The following is an 18,177-nucleotide window of genomic DNA, read 5'->3' as shown; positions in this document are numbered from 1 at the left end:
ACCGATGTGAGGGAGCTTCAGATACTATCTTGCGTGTTCAAAGAAATGTTGTCCAGAACTTGTGCGGCGAACTTGCGCGAAATTGGTTTTCCTAAACGCAATGCGGCAGCATCAAGCGCCTCTACTATGCGGCGTAAATTGGCTGTCGATCTTTCCATTCGCTTGACCAAAAACGGGATTAACGGATAGGAAACTGCCAATTGACGATCTTCGAACTGCTTGAGAAGCATCGCGGACAATAAGGCGTCGTCTGGTGCGTCGATCTTGGTCACAGATGTGCCTTGCATGCGCGAGGCTAAATCAGGCAGGCCAATTTTCCAAAGATTTGGTGGCGTGCTGGCGGTCACTAACAAATGCCCCCCTTCGGCCAATGTTAAATTGTGTAGATGAAACAGTGCCTCTTCAGTGGCGCGCGCGTCTGAAACATTGGCGATGCGATCGGCGTCCTCGACAACAATATTGCGCAAGCTGGCCAGCATGGGAATATCAGCTTGGGCCAATTCATCAACACCGATGATCATGGCGTCGCAATCCATGGCCCACACATGCGCCATATGGGTTTTACCTGACCCCCGAGGCCCGGTGAGAACAAGTTTGTTGCTTGGCCATAGCTGTCGTGCGTCCAGCGTTGCAAGGGCAATCGCATTAGATGGAGAGACAAAAAATGCCTCGCGCTGTAGCGCCTCGCGCACAGGTAAATCAAAGGTTAGTTGTTCAGCCATCTGTTAGGACTGCTCAGAACTATCGACGTCATTTGTATCGATGGATGAGTCCCCATTGGTAGGTTCTGTACCTTGATTGTTTGCCTCAAGCCCTGTGTACAATGGACTGTCATGATATTGCTCAATCGCAAATCTTGCAATTACGCCTATGGATGCTGCCACCGGAACCGCAATTAACATTCCAACAAAGCCGAACATCGTTCCAAAAGCTGTCAACGCGAAAATCAGCCATACAGGATGTAAGCCGATCGAGGAGCCAACCAATTTCGGTGTCAAAATATTGCCTTCAAAAAACTGTCCCAGCGCAAAGATACCAGTTACCAGGCCGATGCGCAGCCAATCCGTTGCAACCACAACGGTGTCCCCATCAATGACTTCCGTGCCGCCCCAAAACTGGAACAGTGCCAGGCCAATGGATAAAACGCCGCCTACAAGCGCTCCGACATAGGGAATAAACGTAAGTGCGCCCGCGATTGCGCCGGCGACGAGGCCAAACTTCAATCCTACAAGCATCAGAGCTGCGGCGTAAAACCCGCCTAGAATGAGGCAAACCGTGCCTTGTCCGCGAATGAATGATGCAAGTGTTTCGTCGATTTCCAAGGCAAGTCGGCGTACCACTGGGGCGTGATCTCTAGGTAAAAGTTTATCGACTTCTGCGACCATTCTGTCCCAGTCGAGCAACAGATAAAAGGTAATCACAGGCACTAAAAACAAAATCATCATCACGTTAAAAATGCTCATGACAGATCCAATCGCAGATGACAAAAACTCACCGCCTCGGGATTGAATTGTTTCGCCTATTTGCACTAGAGTCTGGTGTAATTGGCTTTGTTCGTCCAAAATTTCGGGGAATTTAGATGTCAGAAATTTTTGCAAGTCATCGAATAATTGCGGCGCGGTCGCTATTAAGTCAGTGGCTTGGCCGGCGAGTGTCGGTAAAACCAAAAGCGCTATCAATACAAAAACGAACGCTGCTACTGCAGTGATCACCACTGTTGCAAGTGCTCTCGATAATCCAGCAGCCTCTAGTCTATCGGCCACAGGATCAAGCATATAGGCAACCGCCATAGCTAAAATAAAAGGCAACATCACATCGCCTAAAAGCCAAATCGCACCCAAGAATACAACGCTGGCTATGCTCCAGTATTTGACTTGATCGCGGGCAGGTAGGGCCAAAAAATTTCTCCGTGTTTTATTACATATCGCCCTGTCTTCGCGTGTATTCAAGTCCTAGTAGCCCAAAGAGCCATCGATTTTCAATTTCAGCCATAGTTTTGACAGCGTTTTGCATGTTTTTGCAGATGCCCTCATCTGCTTGGGTGGACGAGGCACGGGCCTCCACTAGGGGCGGCATTTGTTTGCGCCTTTTTGTCTTTGATGTTTTCCATTAAATCGAACGATGGACAGAGCAAGGTCTGCATCACAAAGATTAAGATCACGCGATGCAGCGCGATGGTTCCTGCGGCTGTCAACATCGCTGCATTGCTGTTCATCAAAACCGTCATGGCCAAGACTGCAAACTAGACCATATGTACGTCGATTTGGAGCGGGTGCCCAATAAAAGCAGTATTCATGGTGATGGTAATACCGACGAAGGCTTGAGCAATCAGACCTTTGAGGCCCTTGAACCTGAGCGCGCCGCGATCAATGCAATGCATGTAAACCAATGCAATGCATGTAAACCATAGGCCATCAATGATCGCGACGACAATTTGGCCATGGTGAGGGCAACAAACCCGACCGTGACAACCGCAAGTCCCACACATAAAATGGCGAGCAGGTCACCGTTGAAAATGAATATTGCGCCGTTGCGTTTCAAAGGATTGCGCGGGTCTTGTGGTGACGCGCTGAGCATAGCAAGGGGCGTGAAGGCAAGGCACGCGCAATACCACTCAGCCATATGAAGTCAAATTCACCCGCGCGCCTTTTTCCTCTGAACCGAATGGAGTTTCAGAGATCTGCACCAAAGAGGCTACAAAATCGATAAGTTCTCAAACAAAGGTTTTTGGCGTCTTGTTTGCCTGAAGCGGATCGCTTAGACCGATATAAATTCACCTATACCCAGAGGCTATACGATGCGCCTAAGCCGTTACTTTTTGCCCGTTCTGAAAGAGACCCCAGCAGATGCACAGATTGCATCTCATCGGTTGATGTTGCGCGCGGGGATGATCCGCCAGCAATCTGCAGGGATCTATTCGTGGTTGCCTTTGGGCTATAAGGTCTTGAAAAAAATCGAGAACATCGTCCATGAAGAACAGCAACGCGTCGGGCACATCCCGCTTTTGATGCCCACATTGCAGTCTGCTGATTTGTGGCGTGAAAGCGGTCGCTACGATGCTTACGGCGATGAGATGCTGCGCATTTCAGATCGCCACGGTCGCGACATGTTATATGGTCCGACCAACGAAGAAATGATCACAGATATTTTCCGTGCTCATGTGGGGTCTTACAAAGATCTGCCTTTGACGCTTTATCATATTCAGTGGAAGTTCCGCGACGAAGTGCGTCCGCGCTTTGGCGTGATGCGGGGCCGTGAGTTTTTGATGAAAGATGGCTACAACTTTGATTTAACTAAAGAAGATGCGATGCACGCTTACAACCGTCATCTTGTGTCCTATTTGCGCACCTATGAACGCATGGGCTTGCAAGCTATTCCTATGCGCGCGGATTCAGGCCCCATCGGCGGTGATGACACGCATGAATTCTTGGTCTTGGCCGAGACTGGCGAATCCGAGGTGTTCTACGACAAAGGTGTGACCGATATCAAACTCGGCGCGCGCGACATCGACCCTTATGATGTGGACCAGTGCCGCGGTGTGATGGAAGAATTTACGTCGCTTTATGCGCGCACAGATGAGACCCATGACGCTGATGAGTTTGCTAAGGTGCCTTCAGATCGCCAAATGACAGCACGCGGTATTGAAGTCGGCCAAATATTCTATTTTGGCACCAAATACTCCGAGAGTATGGGCGCAGAAGTCGTCGGCCAAGATGGTAAAAAGACCCCTGTGCACATGGGGTCACATGGTATCGGTGTGTCGCGTTTGCTCGGCGCTTTGATCGAAGCCAACCACGACGACAAGGGCATCATCTGGCCCGAAGGCGTTACCCCGTTCCACGTTGGCATCGTCAACCTGAAACAAGGCGACGAGGAAGCCGATGGGGCGTGTGATGCGCTCTACAAATCCTTCCAAGCGCTTGGTCTTGATCCTTTGTACGATGATCGCAAAGAACGTGCTGGTGGCAAATTTGCGACGATGGATTTGATCGGCCTGCCTTGGCGCATCACCGTCGGCCCGCGTGGGTTGAAAAACGGTGTGGTCGAAGTGACGTCGCGCCGTACAGGTGAATCCGAGGAAATGACCCCAGAACTGGCCGTGGAAAAGATCGCGAAAATCTACGCAAACCACTAAGCGGCTCCACGCTGAGCTTGCATGTTAGACAACATTTGAACGCCCTGCATATTTTGTAGGGCGTTTTGCTGTTTTCATAGACATCTGCGGCAAAGACTCGCGCAGAGTCTAAGGATAGCTTGGCGTAATGGGCCGAATCTGACTAACCTCGCGACAAGAATAAGGTAAGAATACTAGCTCCGAGGCAGAGCATGATCCTAAAAACACTGACACTCATAGGCGGGATGCTCGGCGCGGCAACGCTATCGCAATTCCCTGAATTTACTCAACAATACATGCAGCGTTTGGGCGGACAGGTTGATGCGCTTTCTGTAGTGATCCAAGATTTTGACACCTCAGCACAAAAAGCAAGCCTCACCCGTGAAGAGGCCTTGGCCTCTATGGGCGGCACAGTATTCTTGGAGAACCGGCGCAATGATATGCGCGCAACCATTGCGCGTCATCGTAAGCTTGAAGATGATCTTTCGGCGCTCCGAGGGGCCTCGCCGATTGCGCGGATTTCCATGCCGCATCGGCTTCGCGACCAAGCTGTCGTGCGCGCGACCTATGACACGTTTCGCCCCGCTTTGCCTTTTACGCTTGAGGGTGCATTGTCTTCTGTAATCGGCTATGTTTTTGGTTGGGCATTTATTGCGGCCTTGTTGCATTTCCTGATGTGGCCGTTTCGTCGCCGTCGACCTGCGCGATTTTAACCGACGGCACAAGCGTTCCGCAAATGTATTGAGCGCGGTTTGACGAAGATTAAAAACATGTTTTGCCGATGCCGCAAACAGTTGCAGAACTTGACCTTTTGCAACTTTGCCAACATGGTCGCCTCAGCGATAAATGGCCCCAAAGGAAGACCTTGTGATCCAAACCAAACCAGTTTCAACGGCCCCGTTTTCACGGTTTGAATGGCTGATCGCATGGCGTTATTTGCGGGCGCGTCGCGAAGAGGGCGGTGTCTCTACGATGACGTGGATTTCGCTCATCGGCATCACTTTGGCCGTGGCTGCGTTGATCATCACCTTGGCTGTGCGCACAGGCTTCAGAAACGAATTTGTTGATACAATTCTGGGCTCTAACGCCCATGTCACTGTCTATTCGTCGATCTATGTGGAAGAGGGGCAGACCTCGCGCGCGATCACCGATTTTGATGCTTGGTCCGAGGCCATTCGCGCCGTCCCTGGCGTCACCCGTGCCGCCCCTTTAGTGCGTGGTCAGGTGCTTGGCTCTTACCGGTCTTCCAATGCTGCTATTGATGTCTACGGCATCTCTTACGACGACCTTTTGACCATCCCGCGTGTGGGCCAAACGCCTGACGACTCTTGGGGCGATATTTTGCGCTTTAATGAGGGCATAGCCATTGGGTCTGGCGTCGCCCGCGAGCTGGGTGTGACTGTTGGCGATACGATCAAATTGATCTCGCCAAACGGGGCAAAAACCGCTTTCGGAACCTCGCCGCGTGTGTCGTCATATGAGGTGGTTTATGTCTTTACCGCTGGGCGATATGATATTGATAAAACAAGGGCTTACCTGCCATTCGGCGAGGCCCAAAAGTACTTCAACCGTATAGGCGCTGCCGATGAAATCGAGGTCATGGTCGAGCACCCTGAACAGGTCGATGATCTGGCCATGCCTTTGCTGATGGCTGTGGGCGAGCGGGGCATGGTTTGGACGTGGCGCGATGCCTCTGGGTCGTTTTTGCGGGCCTTGGATATCGAGGACAACGTGATGTTCGTCATTCTGTCCATTTTGGTGCTGATCGCTGCGATGAATATCGTCTCTGGTCTCATTATGTTGGTCAAAAATAAAGGGCGCGATATTGGCATTTTACGCACCATTGGATTGACGCAAGCCTCTGTAATGCGGGTATTTTTTATCTGTGGGGCCTTCACAGGCATCATCGGCACTGTGGCCGGTGTGGCCCTTGGTGCGCTGTTTGCGATGTATATCGATAACATCATGTCTTTCGTGAATTATCTCAACGGTGGGGGGGCTTGGGATCCGTCCATTCGGGGCATCTATGCGCTTCCGGCTGAGCTGCGATTTGTGGATGTGATGAAAGCCGTGTCCCTGTCTTTGGGGTTGTCGTTTGTTGTGACTATTTTTCCGGCGCGCAAGGCCGCGCGGATGAACCCTGTGGAGGCGCTGCGCTATGAGTGATATGTTGCAACTTCAATGGGTTAGTAAGCGTTACAACCTTGGAAAACCCAATGAAATTCGGGTGCTCAATGGTGTGGATTTGACCGTGAAAAAGGGCGAAGTTGTTGCCCTTGTGGCGCCTTCTGGGGCGGGGAAATCGACGCTTTTGCACATTGCTGGACTGCTGGATTCTGCCGATGGTGGCGCTGTGCATATCAACGGTACGGATGTCACAGGACTGGATGATCATGCGCGCACGGCGGTGCGGCGGGCGCAGGTGGGATTTATCTATCAGTTTCACCATCTTTTGCCGGAATTTTCTGCACTGGAAAACATCGTTTTGCCGCAGCTGGCCAATGGTGTGCCGCAAGCAGAGGCTGAGGCTAGAGCGTTGAAATTATTGACATCTGTTGGGGTTGAAGCCCGCGCAGATCACCGACCTGCGGCGATGTCGGGCGGCGAGCAACAGCGGGTGGCGTTTTGCCGTGCGCTGGCCAACCAGCCGGCATTGTTATTGGCGGATGAACCCACTGGGAACCTTGACCCTGCGACGTCAGACCGTGTGTTTGAGGCGCTGATGAGTGTGGCAAAAGACGAAGGTCTGGCCGCTTTGATCGCGACGCATAATATGGAACTGGCGGGCAAAATGGACCGCGTGCTGCGGCTGGACAATGGCGTGCTGGTCGAGGCCTAAACCACTTGTTTTAAAGACATTGTGGCGCGTGTTTTAAACTTTTGCACGGTTTGGGGCAGGGCGGCTTTACATGTTTTAATGGTTTTCGCTGCCTCAATCCGTTTCAAACTGTCGCGCCCCCCCCCTTTCACACAGAAAAAACCCCACAGTGATCGCGCGCGTTCGGGACAGAACGCGGGGATCACTGCGGGGCTTGCACACAGGTCTAGCTTTGAAGTCGGGACTTACTTCGCAGCGTGAACGAGCAGGCCAAATATGCCGACGAGGGCAAGAACTTCGAGTAGCCCATTGCCAGCTGGCGCTTGGGGGGCAGGGGCCGCGATCATGGGCTTTGCATGGGGCTGAGTGCCTTGTGCTAATGTTGGTGTTGCAGCCATAAGCATGGCAGCGAGAACGAGGGCCGGACGGGTTACTTTTGATGGACGCATAACAAGCTCCTTAGTGTTGAACATAGTTAATACGCGTCAACCGAAAGGTTCCGTCGATTTATCTCACATTTATTTTAATTTTTTTAAAATAAGTCCTGCGTGCGTGCAGGTTACTGTTTGTGCAGGATATTTTGTGTCTGCTGGCTTTGGACAGAGTGACGTGGATCGTCTGAATCGGCCAAAGCAGGCGATGCCATCAAAGCAGACAGAGTGAGAACGAGGGATTTGAAGAAGGTGTTCATAATGATAGTCCTAAACCTTTGCCCACAAAGGGGGCTCGGGGTGAGCCAGCTTCGGGCAGTGTCAGGCCGTTTTGCGGGTCTGGTTCATTAGATTAAGGGGCTTGTCGTGGGAGTCTCAAGACCTGCGCACGGAGTTGTGATTGGGGGGATTTAAAGTGAGTGCCTTCTTTTTGTGAAACAAGTTAAAGGCCGTAGCGCGCCGCTTGTATTTGGAGTGCGTTAACCTTAGTTAATTAAGTGTTAACATTTTCCTCTTTTAGAGATTTAGATCATGAAAAACCTGACGGTCTTTTTGACCTCTGCCGCGATTTTTGCGGCGTCTATTTCCCCTGTTTCGGCTGCTGGCTGTCATGCGTCCTATACTGACGTATGTGTTCCGATTGCCAGTGATGTGGATTGCTCAAGCGGAAGCGGCAACGGGCCTGCTTATGTGGTGGGACCTGTTCGAGTTGTTGGCCCCGATGTTTACGGCTTGGACCGTGATGGAAATGGTGTTGGCTGCGAAAACGGCTAAGGCTTGAGAACCTCTTCAGAGTGATTTTCAAAAAGAAAATCACGAGCGCCCGCCCCGCCCCATGGGCGGGCGCCTACGTCGCCCCCCCTCGGGTCAGGCGCTCGGGTCAGTTTCTCCTGACTTGTCTTCGATTTGCTTTGGAGGCTCATCCATCCCTATTTGATCGTAACCTGTTGTGTATCTTTCGGTGCTAGTCCGAGCCTTTTCGATCGCATCTGCTAGAGGTTGGGCATCTTCGCCGAAGCGGCGAAGCAATCTGGTTCCATCGTAAGCGGCTGCCCAAAATGCTTGGAGGCCAACTTTTTCCTTAAAGAGTTCATTTTCGGCTTTGCTGATTTTGACGAGAAAACTCCTTTTGAGTGGATCACTCATGAAAGACGCTTTCGATGCTAGATCACGTGCATTTTGTAGTGCGGCTCTGATATTTTCTCGCTCGTCTTGAGGAACTTCCGCCACCTCAAACTCTTCGACATCTTTGGCAGAGAGGAAGTGGTCTTCAACTTTCATTGAGACAATAGCGTCACCAATTGCCGACGCTTTTTCCCTTACTTCTCTAAGGCTATCTCCCTCTGAGATTTGAGCAAACACGAGAAGAAAACCTTGTATCGAGCTATCTAGAATTCGAGGAGAAATTTGAAATATAGCTTTAAACAGCAGCACCACGTTCATGGCTGCCTTCGGTTCGGCTTTCCGAAAATCATCAAAGGAAGCTCGCTCAATTGGAACTATACCCAATATTTGCGAGCTAAGAGTGAGTATTGCTTCGCTCGGATCTTTTGAAAGTGAATCGAAATCGATCATAAATAGCCGTCCTTAAAATAATTTCACGCAAGCCTGCTTGCGTGAAATCCCCTATACATCCAATTCCTCAGCAAACTGCGCGTTCTCCTGAATATACTGATAGCGCATTTCTGGTTTTTTGCCCATCAGACGCTCGACCAGATCGCCTGTTTCACCGGGGACATCTTCGTCGATTGTCACGCGGATTAACTTGCGGGTTTTGGGGTCCATCGTGGTTTCTTTCAAATCCTTGGCATCCATTTCGCCAAGTCCTTTGAACCGCTGCACGTCAATTTTGCCTTTGCCGCCAAGGCCTTTGTCCATCCAGATCTCTTTTTCCGCATCATCCGTCACATACAAACGGTTGGCCCCTTGGGTGAGGCGGTAGAGCGGCGGGCAGGCGAGGTACAAGTGGCCTTGGTCAATCAAGGGCCGCATCTGGGTGAAGAAGAATGTCATCAGCAAAGCCGCGATATGCGCGCCGTCGACATCCGCATCGGTCATGATGATGATCTTGTCGTAGCGCAGGTCTTCGACATTGAACCGCGTGCCCATGCCAACGCCCAAGGCTTCGCAAAGGTCATTGATTTCTTGGTTGGTGTGCAGCTTGCTTGAGGCCGCGCCCAGCACGTTAAGGATTTTACCTTTGAGCGGCAAAAGCGCTTGGGTTTCGCGTTTGCGCGCGCCTTTGGCAGAGCCCCCCGCAGAGTCGCCTTCCACAATAAACAGCTCGGTGCCCACGCGGTCTTTTGAGGTGCAATCCGTAAGCTTGCCCGGAAGGCGGAGCTTTTTGGTGGCTGTTTTGCGCTGGGTTTCTTTTTCTTGGCGGCGGCGCAGGCGTTCTTCTGAGCGCAGCACAAGGAAATCAAGGATAGCGCCCGCGGATTTGGTGTCAGCGGCCAGCCAGTTGTCAAAGTGGTCGCGCACAGCGTTTTCCACCAGACGCGCGGCATCAGCGGTGGCAAGGCGGTCTTTGGTTTGGCCGACGAATTCGGGGTCACGGATGAAGCAAGACACCAAAGCGCAGCCGCCGGTGATCAGATCGTCACGGGTGATGTCTTTGGACTTTTTATTGCCCACAAGGTCGCCATAGGCACGGATGCCTTTGAGAATGGCAGACCAAAAGCCGCCTTCATGGGTGCCGCCCTCGGGGGTTGGCACGGTGTTACAATAGGATTGCATGAAACCATCGCGCGAGGGCGTCCAGTTGACGGCCCATTCGACTTTGCCCGGTACGCCAAAGCGCGGCTGGAATGCGACGGTGCCCGCGAAAGGCGCGTCCGCGTAGGTCATGGCCTTGCCGAGGGTTTCTTTGAGGTAATCCGCGAGGCCACCGGGGAAGTGGAAGGTGGCTTGGGTTGGCGTCTCATTGTCATCGATTTCGGACTTCCAACGGATTTCAACGCCAGAGAACAAAAAGGCTTTGGAGCGCGCCAATTGGAACAGGCGTTTGGGTTTGAAGCGGTGTTTGCCAAAAATTTGCTCGTCGGCGTGAAATGTCACGAAAGTGCCGCGTTTGTTGGGGGCAGAACCGATTTTTTCAACGGGACCAAGCGGGATGCCGCGCGAGAAACGCTGCTCATAAAGTTCTTTGTTTTTCGCGACTTGAACGATCAAACTGTCAGACAGAGCGTTCACAACAGAGGACCCAACTCCGTGCAAACCGCCAGAGGTCGCATAAGCATCGCCCGAGAATTTACCGCCCGCATGTAGCGTACACAGGATGACTTCCAACGCGGATTTGCCAGGAAATTTGGGATGCGGATCGATCGGGATGCCACGGCCATTGTCGGTGATGGTGACGGAAAAATCCGCGTGCAGGGTCATCTCGATGCGATTGGCGTGGCCCGCGACGGCTTCGTCCATGGAGTTGTCGAGGATCTCGGCCACAAGGTGGTGCAAAGCGCGCTCATCGGTGCCGCCGATATACATACCGGGGCGTTTGCGCACGGGCTCGAGGCCTTCTAGCACTTCGATAGAGGAGGCGTCGTAGGTGGGTGTGGACCCTGCGAGGAGATCGTCGGACATTGGCACTGTGCTCGATTCTTGGTTTTGCTCTTTAGGATAGGATTAGACCACCCAAGCGGGCAAACCGCAAGATGTAGGCTGAGGGAGATGTGGGAGAGGCGTGTTCAGATCATATGCGCAGAACGTGAGCAGGGCGCTAGATCATACAGGTTCCAGTCTGCGTCGTGCGGATTACGCCTTTAACCATCACCGCTGATCCTTTCGTCACACCGGTTATGATTTTGCAGAGTTTAATGTCTGCTATGCGGGACAAAGGGTGCCGTTCCTTTCTTGGAGTTGAACGACAGCTTCCATAATTAGCTTACTCAGCCAGCGAAATTTTGAACTCCAACGTCTCGTGCCCACCAAGAGCCTTGTCGGCAATATAGGTTCTTGTCAAAGTGCCGCCTGCTTTTTCGATGACCCGCACTGACGCAGGGTTATCAGGGCTAGCGGTAATTTCGACGTATCTCAAGCCGATTGCCTTCGCCTCTGGAAGAATTCCAACAAGCGCGGCAGACGCCAGCCCTTCTCCTTGTCGCCAAGGTACGACAGCATACCCGATGTGACCCGAACAAGTTGGAGGCAACTCTTCCGTGCCCGGCTTCCATCGCAAACCTATGTGGCCACAAAACTCATCATCCCAAATCCAACGACGGATACTTGGCAAGCGTGGCACTTTCGAGCCGTCTGGCAATGTAACTGGTCCTGCCCTTGCAGTCGGATCATCGAGATTCAAAACAAATGATGCTGCGTCCTTTGAGATGCTGGCTATCTGCTCTTGTGCGGCTTTGGACCGCAAATTGTCCGGCGACCAGCCTTTTTGCAAAGCCGAGACGTATGCGGGAATGTTATCAATGCTTGGCTTGAGCAATATCATTTGGTCGGTACCATAAGTGAATTTCTTGAAAACAGGCACTCGTACAAGCCGCAGCATTAGTGATTCTGGGCTCTTTGCCGACTTTCGCTGCATTTGCACACGAGATCAACGCCAAATAGGAAGGCGAGCGGCGGCACTGCGGGACAAAGTGAGCTTTCGCTTTCTCATTCGGAACGACTGCATACGCCGCTAAATTATCCGTTGATCCAGTTCTGTCGGGTCTTTGACATCGACATGCCAGAACGAAGCGGCCCCGTCAGGAAGCTGCCCCAGCACTCTCTCGAAATCCTTGGTGTCAGTGCACCTTCGGATTGCCCAGGCAGTCGCTTCGATTGCGTTGTCTGGCGTCAGGTTGTGGTTTACGCGAACCTGCTTGGCTTCATCGGTGAGGACCTGCCGCTCCGCAAATGGAACCGGCGGTTCGGAAACATTCCAACCCTTTACGAAAATCGCGCGGAGAACAGCCGGAAGGACGCTTGCGAAGGCTAGACCCTGTTCTGCCGTCAGGCGGCGTCGAAAGACCTGCAAAACAGCGTCCACAGCGGTGTAGGCCATATTGTCGGACTCAAGCGACATGCGTTCTTTCACTTCATCAAGAAAGGCTCGCCACTCTTTGGAAGCATGGCGGTATGTCCACGGCATCGGCATTTACGGTCTCGCCTCATTTACGTTCAATCATTGCCTATTCTAGCCAGAGGACGGCTGAGGCGTCGAGCTTAACCTTTTTGCGATAGCGGACATTCATGCTCGTCGCAGCATCAGTCATATTGGGCTCTTTGCCGACTTTCGCTGCATTTGCACACGAGATCAACGCCAAATAGGAAGGCGAGGTTCGGCTGTGCGGGACGGAGCTGTCCTTGCACGCCTTCGAATCAAGGTCCGCTTTCGCCCAGATACCCCTCCTTTCGGAGCAAAGCGATTTTCGAAAACTACTCACTTGCCGACATTGCAGTCTTCAAGGAGAATGAGGGCGCGCCCTAGCTGTTTTTCCCAGAGCCACTTCATGCCTGTCAGCGATTTTGGATCGCTGCCCCATTCAATAGCTGTAAATGCAGCCATGCATGTGCAAATTCGCCAATCTTCCTGAAGGTCTTCCATCGAAAAGTTCTCTACTCCGTTTGCCACAAGCGAACGGTGATAGCTTTGCAGCAAGGTTGTCTGAAGTTCTCTGCGATGCTCCTCAGACCAAAACGGAACAGCCGCATATACGAGATCAGACGCACCCAGCCATACGCGCATGGACCATTCAAATGGCTGTCGATCTATCAGGAAAAGCGGCGGACGATCTTTTCGAGGCGTGGTGCACGTCAAGACGTTCGTCGGGTTCGGATCACCATGGACAAGCGTAAGACCATTGCCCGCAGTAGCGCGCTCCAATATGCGTTCAGCATCCGTGTCGAACAGGCTGTGCAACCGCGCGCGCGATGATGTATCAAGCGCATCCCCCATTTCATGCAATACAGGATCAAGGCCCTTGGAAACATGCGCGAGATACCCGCCGAAGTCGGATTTCAGATCATGTCGACCTTCGGGATCAGCGTCATGCCCCCAGTGGTGCGCGTGCAACTGTCCTAACGCATGACCAAGATTGGCAGCATGAGCGTCAGTGGGGGCGATCATTTTGTTGTCAGTGTAGCCGGCGCTCAGGTCTTCTAGAAACAAGGCATAGCTTTGGCCTTTGGATTCAGATGTTTCGCCGCCTGCCCACACCGCGTGGTAACACTTTGGTATTGGCGCATCATTCAACTCCAAATAATCGCGATTGTAATAATTGATCTCAGAAGCTGCCAAGAAATCGTGGCCTGCGGGGCAGAGCTTTAGAACGCATGACCGAGGTACATGCCGAACGGGTGGATCCTCCTCAAAAAGCAAACGAGCTATGCTGCTATTGTTCGCCTCGAGTGGATGCAACTCAAAGCTGGGCAGCCGCAAACCTTTGGATAAAACGCTTTCCAACCAATTTTGGCTGACGTCTTCTACTATCTGGGGTATCGTACCGATGCTCAACTGGTGCTTGCCTCGCGATATTGCATGGAATGGGCTTATCACTTTTGATCGCCAAAGAAAATGAATGCGGACATTAGCGCATCGTGCAGCATCGGTCATTCTGGGCTCTTTGCCGACTTTCGCTGCATTTGCATACGAAATCAACGCCAAATAAAAAGGCGAGGTTCGGCTGTGCGGACAAAGCAGACCTCCAGCACAGGTCCCGCATTTCGGCTTTTGGGAAGCCGTTCAACAAACGCTCGTTAGTGAAACAGGGGGCAGAAAATCGGATCTTTATGAATACGCTGGTCACTGTCGGCCTTGCGAGACAAAAGACCATATCGTTGGCAGTATAAATGCTGTGCCCAACCAGCTAAGGACAGGCTATGGAAAAGGTCTCTATCTACCAAATTTCTCAAGCAACCACCGCCACATTTGCGGACCTGTATTTCCGGTTGACGTTTTTTTTCTTCATCGAACGCGGCAGCAAGCATGTTGAAACACCAACGCAAGGTGAGATGCTGGGCTGCGAAGGAGATTTGATGATTTTCCCACCGGGTTCTATGGTCACGATGGTGAACCGGCCTATCTTGGGCGAGGATTATCGCGCTTTGGGGGTCTGCTTTACTCATGCTCTGATTGATGCCGTCTATGCGGATTTACCGAGCCCAGCCGAAGCAAAAGGGGTTCAGATCGTGCGCGCCGCGAGCCACCATCCCGCTCAAATCCTTGCCCTCATCCAATCCACTTTAGAGGATGAGACACTACCAGATGTGATCCGGCAGCACCGTTTGCTCGAACCCCTGATCTGGCTGCGCGAGCATGGCATCTATTTGCCCACGCAGGTCGAAGACCACCCGATCAGTCAAGTCCGCAGCCTGATCGAAACAGACCTGAGCCACCCGTGGATGGCGAATGAAGTCGCCGCACATTTCGCGATGAGCGAGGCCACGATGCGACGCTGGCTGTCGAAAACCGGTCAGCGCTTTGCCAAGATCTTGCTCCACACACGGTTGGAACATGGGCTCAGTCTGCTGCAAACCACAGATGCACAAGTGTCCGAGATCGCGCTAGATTGTGGTTTTAAAACACCATCGCATTTTTCCGATGCTTTCCGAAAAAGATTCGGAATTAAGCCAAAAGATATCGGTTCAGCGGCAAAATGATCAAATTAAGATATTTTTTGATTGGCAGCCGGAAGCGGTGCTGCGTTTTAATGGCTAAATCAAGGTCATTAAAATCGCACAATCCCTGAAAGGATATCGCAATGACCCGCTCCCTATTTTTAGCTGCTGCTTTGACGACGATATTGGCCGCACCTGCAATGGCAGAACAGTTCACCCTCACCAGCCCAGACATCGCCGAAGGCCAGCAACTGAGCTCTGAATTCGTGTTCCAAGGTTTCGGCTGCGAAGGCGGCAACGTGGCCCCAACACTCGTATGGTCCGGGGCTCCGGCAGGCACCGAGACCTTTGCCGTCACTGTCTACGGCCCAGATGCACCGACAGGATCAGGTTGGTGGCATTGGTTTGCCTTCAACATTCCCGCTGATACGACATCCTTGCCGTCTGATGGTGAAATCGACGGCGTGCAGCTGACGAACGACTACGGCGCAGAAGGCTTCGGCGGCGCTTGTCCTCCCCCCGGCGAAGTCCACCGGTATGAGTTCACTGTGCACGCATTAGGCACAACGTTGGAGATGGGCAGCTCGGTCAGCAACGCATTGGCGGGCTTTATGGTGAATGCAAACAGCCTAGCCTCATCCACGATCACCGCCGTTTATAACCGTTAGATTCTTGCCCCTGGCCTCGTGCTGAGGGCACCATTTATAAGTGGCAATGATCATGAAACTGAAAACTCAACAGCTGATCACAGTGTGCCCACCTACAGCGTAAACGCAGAAGTTCCGTAAACTGTGTTGATAACATACCTTCGGAATGTTGCAAAAACGGCCGTTTTGGGAATGACCACAAATCATCTAATTTTACACCGCCACAAATCTCGTTCAAAACCCAAGCGGTTGTTGTACGTTTTTGACTCAACCGTGATAGGCAGGCATGAGCTGCATTGCAGAAATTTGGTAAAGTGGGCTCATTGCCGACTTTCGCTGCGATTGCACACGAAATCAACGCCAAATAGAAAGGCGAGGTTCGGCTGTGCGGACATTGCTGCCGTTTTCGTTTTCGTTATTATGCTCAATAACTCGGAGTTGATGTTATGGATGAAGGTACGCAAACCGTTGCGTTCGAACTTAGGAGGCGGATTGATGATCTCGTTTACCGCTTCGCGAAGGCCACAGACCCGATGGGCAGAGTTGGCTTCAAGAGAAGCGACGGAGATTATTGGATTATTTGGCATGAGAAACTTCGCTGGATTGCGGGCGCATGGGACGACGCAGAAGTTTTAGGGCGACCATGGGATCAGCTCGCAAAGCAATCCGACGCTTCACCTCCCGAAGGTGTTTGGGTCAGCCGCAAGGGTTCAAAGTCATACGTTTACGACTTGGTCTACGTCGAAACTCCGTAAGCGCAGGCGGTAGGTCTGGGCTCATTGCCGACTTGCGCTGCATTTGCACAGGAGATCAACGCCAAATAGAAAGGCGAGGTTCGGCTGTGCGGACATTGCTGCGGTTATCGCAAAGTCCGTTTTTGGAGGGTCTTGAATTTGAGCTGTCCATGTAAAAACGCCCTGCTGGTACGGAAAACCCCCGCTGCCATCGGACAACGGGGGTGTTTGTTCAACATCAAGAGTTGAATTAGATCATCCTTCGCGTTCCAGCTTCTTACGTGCCAGCTTGCGGGAACGACGGATCGCTTCTGCTTTTTGACGCGCGTTTTTCTCGGAAGGCTTCTCGAAATGTTGCTTGAGCTTCATTTCACGGAATACGCCTTCCTTTTGGAGTTTTTTCTTTAGGACCCGGAGGGCCTGATCGACATTGTTGTCGCGAACACTAACTTGCATTTGGTTTACACTAGCTTTCTTGTTTGGAGTTGCAATCATCTGCACCTACTGGCCAGATAGCAACCCTAAACGATCTTGTACAGCAAGGCCTGCTGTGAAGACTTTGCTGCCGTTGACAATTGTTGTTTTTCAGCCCAATTAAGTCACCGTCCAGTGCCATACGCATCCCTTAATTAAGATTCGTGGCACCAGACAGAAAAGTACACAGCTTGGTTTTCGCGTGGCACATTGCGCCAGAAAGACTCAGAGCGCTCAGTTTCTCGTCATAAACTGCGGGTTCACTTCGCCTTTGAAACAACGCGGGAAGTAAGGATAGGTATCCGTGGCGAAATAGGTGTAGGTGCCGTTCACTATGCCACCGTTGCATTCGTCAAGGGTTCCGTTTCCGGCGATATATTCAAAATCCTGCTCGTAGGTTCCGTCATACGCATCCCCTGGAGGGTTTGGGCGCATTCCGGATTTCAACTGCCATGAAGACGTTGCTGTCGAGGGACTATATTTTATCTCGAACCCATCTGGCGCGTATCCAACCAGTGCGCCACCTTGGGACGCCACCAAATCGGTTGAGACGCCGTGGTAATGATACAGGCCTGATTTATCGACATGGGCGTTTTGATCGTCCATGCCTAAGCTGCGGGGGTCGTGCATAGCTTGCTGACGCCATCCGCTTGAAGGGTCCTGACTGAACCCGCGGCGCCCGTTCGGGTCATAATAGCCAGCCGTAAAGGGACGAATTGGAATGCCTGTGACGGAGACCCCAGCCGTCATCAGATTGCGGGTAACCGTTTGAGCCATGCGCGGGGTTGTTGGAAAGCAGAATGTCAAATTTTGTTCCCGAAACGCATTGGGATTGGCGCGGTTGGGGAACTGTCCCATGTCATGGTTTGGCGCGCCGTTGGAAGACATACAGGTCATATCACCTTTGACTTCCATTGTGGTAACGTTTTCATAAGCCAATGCTGGAGCTGTCGAGGCCAGAACTGACAAGAATGCAGCGCGAAGGGTGGACATTATTTGTCTCCTGTTGATTTCCATAAGATTTAAACGGTGCTGTAACGGGTTTCCGTCGAAAAATTCGTACTTTTTAGCCCAAATTAGCCCAAAAATTACAGCAGCAGTCAACGCGACGCTCGGATGTCGCGATTTTGGACAACTTGGTGTTAGACTTTCCGTTCACTGCACATCGCACAGAGGTCAATCTCTAACATATCTAACTCTAACATATCTAAATTTCTGGAGCGTAAAATGCTGTAACCGCAGCGATGGCAAGTATGCACGGCGATCTCAACTGGTCGACGCAACACACTGTGCGAACTTCTCTGCTGGCGTCTGATATTGCAAGGTCTTGCGAGGCCGTTCGTTGAGTTGTCTTGCAATTGCGCTGAGTTTTGCTTGGGAATGGACTGATAGATCCGTTCCGCGCGGC

Annotated in this window: 19 protein-coding genes and 1 pseudogene; 8 read left to right on the top strand and 12 right to left on the bottom strand. The window is 52.0% G+C overall.

The genetic code is table 11. The features are described from left to right. Positions 1–17: 17 nt before the first annotated feature. Both WNY38_RS10245 and WNY38_RS10240 read right to left on the bottom strand, forming a co-directional pair. Positions 18–722, bottom strand: coding sequence for a DnaA/Hda family protein (locus WNY38_RS10245; RefSeq protein WP_342857246.1), 705 nt, complete (start codon positions 720–722; stop codon positions 18–20). A gap of 3 nt (positions 723–725) precedes the next feature. Further along, the gene (locus tag WNY38_RS10240; protein WP_342857245.1) at positions 726–1,898 is read right to left on the bottom strand and encodes an AI-2E family transporter; all 1,173 of its coding nucleotides are present in this window, start codon (positions 1,896–1,898) and stop codon (positions 726–728) included. An 899-nt stretch (positions 1,899–2,797) separates the two neighbouring features. On the opposite strand from WNY38_RS10240, the gene proS reads away from it, so the two are divergent. From proS to WNY38_RS10220, 4 genes are all read left to right on the top strand, one after another. After that, positions 2,798–4,135 carry a proline--tRNA ligase gene (gene proS, locus WNY38_RS10235; protein WP_342857244.1) on the top strand — a complete coding sequence of 446 codons (1,338 nt, stop codon included), beginning with the start codon at positions 2,798–2,800 and terminating at the stop codon, positions 4,133–4,135. 191 nt (positions 4,136–4,326) lie between these two features. Continuing rightward, entirely contained in the window at positions 4,327–4,827 is a 501-nt protein-coding gene (locus WNY38_RS10230; RefSeq protein ID WP_342857243.1) for a DUF2937 family protein, read from the top strand. 157 nt (positions 4,828–4,984) lie between these two features. Then, positions 4,985–6,280 (top strand): lipoprotein-releasing ABC transporter permease subunit, encoded by a 1,296-nt coding sequence (locus WNY38_RS10225; RefSeq protein WP_342857349.1) that lies wholly within the window; start codon positions 4,985–4,987, stop codon positions 6,278–6,280. After that, positions 6,273–6,953 carry an ABC transporter ATP-binding protein gene (locus WNY38_RS10220; RefSeq protein WP_342857242.1) on the top strand — a complete coding sequence of 227 codons (681 nt, stop codon included), beginning with the start codon at positions 6,273–6,275 and terminating at the stop codon, positions 6,951–6,953. The genes WNY38_RS10225 and WNY38_RS10220 overlap by 8 nt, the downstream gene beginning before the upstream one ends. A 224-nt stretch (positions 6,954–7,177) precedes the next feature. Here the strand turns inward: WNY38_RS10220 and WNY38_RS10215 are convergent, their stop codons facing one another. Both WNY38_RS10215 and WNY38_RS10210 read right to left on the bottom strand, forming a co-directional pair. After that, positions 7,178–7,381, bottom strand: a complete 204-nt coding sequence (locus WNY38_RS10215) for a hypothetical protein (RefSeq protein ID WP_342857241.1) — start codon at positions 7,379–7,381, stop codon at positions 7,178–7,180. Between the two features lie 110 nt (positions 7,382–7,491). Then, positions 7,492–7,623, bottom strand: coding sequence for a hypothetical protein (locus WNY38_RS10210; RefSeq protein ID WP_342857240.1), 132 nt, complete (start codon positions 7,621–7,623; stop codon positions 7,492–7,494). 271 nt (positions 7,624–7,894) lie between these two features. On the opposite strand from WNY38_RS10210, the gene WNY38_RS10205 reads away from it, so the two are divergent. Beyond that, positions 7,895–8,137, top strand: coding sequence for a hypothetical protein (locus tag WNY38_RS10205; RefSeq protein WP_342857239.1), 243 nt, complete (start codon positions 7,895–7,897; stop codon positions 8,135–8,137). Positions 8,138–8,230: 93 nt separating this feature from the next. On the opposite strand, the gene WNY38_RS10200 is transcribed toward WNY38_RS10205, so the two are convergent. From WNY38_RS10200 to WNY38_RS10180, 5 genes are all read right to left on the bottom strand, one after another. Then, the gene (locus WNY38_RS10200; RefSeq protein WP_342857238.1) at positions 8,231–8,938 is read right to left on the bottom strand and encodes a hypothetical protein; all 708 of its coding nucleotides are present in this window, start codon (positions 8,936–8,938) and stop codon (positions 8,231–8,233) included. 51 nt (positions 8,939–8,989) lie between these two features. Then, the gene (gene parE, locus WNY38_RS10195) at positions 8,990–10,945 is read right to left on the bottom strand and encodes a DNA topoisomerase IV subunit B (protein ID WP_342857237.1); all 1,956 of its coding nucleotides are present in this window, start codon (positions 10,943–10,945) and stop codon (positions 8,990–8,992) included. A gap of 301 nt (positions 10,946–11,246) precedes the next feature. Further along, on the bottom strand, positions 11,247–11,804 hold the full coding sequence (locus WNY38_RS10190; protein WP_342857236.1) for a GNAT family N-acetyltransferase: 558 nt from the start codon (positions 11,802–11,804) through the stop codon (positions 11,247–11,249). Between the two features lie 189 nt (positions 11,805–11,993). Then, complete coding sequence (locus tag WNY38_RS10185) at positions 11,994–12,452, bottom strand: DUF2267 domain-containing protein (RefSeq protein ID WP_342857235.1); 459 nt, start codon at positions 12,450–12,452, stop codon at positions 11,994–11,996. Between the two features lie 285 nt (positions 12,453–12,737). Beyond that, positions 12,738–13,910 (bottom strand): phosphotransferase, encoded by a 1,173-nt coding sequence (locus tag WNY38_RS10180; protein ID WP_342857234.1) that lies wholly within the window; start codon positions 13,908–13,910, stop codon positions 12,738–12,740. Positions 13,911–14,176: 266 nt separating this feature from the next. Between WNY38_RS10180 and WNY38_RS10175 the strand changes: the two genes are divergently transcribed. From WNY38_RS10175 to WNY38_RS10165, 3 genes are all read left to right on the top strand, one after another. Then, complete coding sequence (locus tag WNY38_RS10175) at positions 14,177–14,956, top strand: AraC family transcriptional regulator (RefSeq protein ID WP_342857233.1); 780 nt, start codon at positions 14,177–14,179, stop codon at positions 14,954–14,956. Positions 14,957–15,057: 101 nt separating this feature from the next. Beyond that, positions 15,058–15,582, top strand: coding sequence for a YbhB/YbcL family Raf kinase inhibitor-like protein (locus WNY38_RS10170; protein WP_342857232.1), 525 nt, complete (start codon positions 15,058–15,060; stop codon positions 15,580–15,582). Between the two features lie 425 nt (positions 15,583–16,007). Beyond that, positions 16,008–16,316 (top strand): hypothetical protein, encoded by a 309-nt coding sequence (locus WNY38_RS10165; protein WP_342857231.1) that lies wholly within the window; start codon positions 16,008–16,010, stop codon positions 16,314–16,316. Positions 16,317–16,550: 234 nt separating this feature from the next. Here WNY38_RS10165 and rpsU read toward each other — a convergent pair whose 3' ends face one another. From rpsU to WNY38_RS10150, 3 genes and pseudogenes are all read right to left on the bottom strand, one after another. Further along, on the bottom strand, positions 16,551–16,751 hold the full coding sequence (gene rpsU / locus WNY38_RS10160) for a 30S ribosomal protein S21 (RefSeq protein WP_342857348.1): 201 nt from the start codon (positions 16,749–16,751) through the stop codon (positions 16,551–16,553). Positions 16,752–17,003: 252 nt separating this feature from the next. Further along, positions 17,004–17,762, bottom strand: coding sequence for a YHYH protein (locus tag WNY38_RS10155; RefSeq protein WP_342857230.1), 759 nt, complete (start codon positions 17,760–17,762; stop codon positions 17,004–17,006). Positions 17,763–18,035: 273 nt separating this feature from the next. Beyond that, a pseudogene (locus WNY38_RS10150) lies at positions 18,036–18,177 on the bottom strand (IS30 family transposase); the annotation flags it as partial.

Origin of the sequence: Pacificibacter sp. AS14, assembly GCF_038899935.1 — a bacterium.
Classification (GTDB): domain Bacteria; phylum Pseudomonadota; class Alphaproteobacteria; order Rhodobacterales; family Rhodobacteraceae; genus Celeribacter.
Note: the sequence above shows the minus strand (reverse complement) of the source record. Positions and strands in the feature narration are given on the sequence as shown.

Coding starts and splice junctions, on each gene's coding strand:
- WNY38_RS10245 (WP_342857246.1), bottom strand. CDS start 722: ATGGCTGAACAACTAACCTTTGATTTACCTGTGCGCGAGGCGCTACAG.
- proS (WP_342857244.1), top strand. CDS start 2,798: ATGCGCCTAAGCCGTTACTTTTTGCCCGTTCTGAAAGAGACCCCAGCA.
- WNY38_RS10230 (WP_342857243.1), top strand. CDS start 4,327: ATGATCCTAAAAACACTGACACTCATAGGCGGGATGCTCGGCGCGGCA.
- WNY38_RS10220 (WP_342857242.1), top strand. CDS start 6,273: ATGAGTGATATGTTGCAACTTCAATGGGTTAGTAAGCGTTACAACCTT.
- WNY38_RS10215 (WP_342857241.1), bottom strand. CDS start 7,381: ATGCGTCCATCAAAAGTAACCCGTCCGGCCCTCGTTCTCGCTGCCATG.
- WNY38_RS10210 (WP_342857240.1), bottom strand. CDS start 7,623: ATGAACACCTTCTTCAAATCCCTCGTTCTCACTCTGTCTGCTTTGATG.
- WNY38_RS10205 (WP_342857239.1), top strand. CDS start 7,895: ATGAAAAACCTGACGGTCTTTTTGACCTCTGCCGCGATTTTTGCGGCG.
- WNY38_RS10200 (WP_342857238.1), bottom strand. CDS start 8,938: ATGATCGATTTCGATTCACTTTCAAAAGATCCGAGCGAAGCAATACTC.
- parE (WP_342857237.1), bottom strand. CDS start 10,945: ATGTCCGACGATCTCCTCGCAGGGTCCACACCCACCTACGACGCCTCC.
- WNY38_RS10190 (WP_342857236.1), bottom strand. CDS start 11,804: ATGATATTGCTCAAGCCAAGCATTGATAACATTCCCGCATACGTCTCG.
- WNY38_RS10185 (WP_342857235.1), bottom strand. CDS start 12,452: ATGCCGATGCCGTGGACATACCGCCATGCTTCCAAAGAGTGGCGAGCC.
- WNY38_RS10180 (WP_342857234.1), bottom strand. CDS start 13,910: ATGACCGATGCTGCACGATGCGCTAATGTCCGCATTCATTTTCTTTGG.
- WNY38_RS10175 (WP_342857233.1), top strand. CDS start 14,177: ATGGAAAAGGTCTCTATCTACCAAATTTCTCAAGCAACCACCGCCACA.
- WNY38_RS10170 (WP_342857232.1), top strand. CDS start 15,058: ATGACCCGCTCCCTATTTTTAGCTGCTGCTTTGACGACGATATTGGCC.
- WNY38_RS10165 (WP_342857231.1), top strand. CDS start 16,008: ATGGATGAAGGTACGCAAACCGTTGCGTTCGAACTTAGGAGGCGGATT.
- rpsU (WP_342857348.1), bottom strand. CDS start 16,751: ATGCAAGTTAGTGTTCGCGACAACAATGTCGATCAGGCCCTCCGGGTC.
- WNY38_RS10155 (WP_342857230.1), bottom strand. CDS start 17,762: ATGTCCACCCTTCGCGCTGCATTCTTGTCAGTTCTGGCCTCGACAGCT.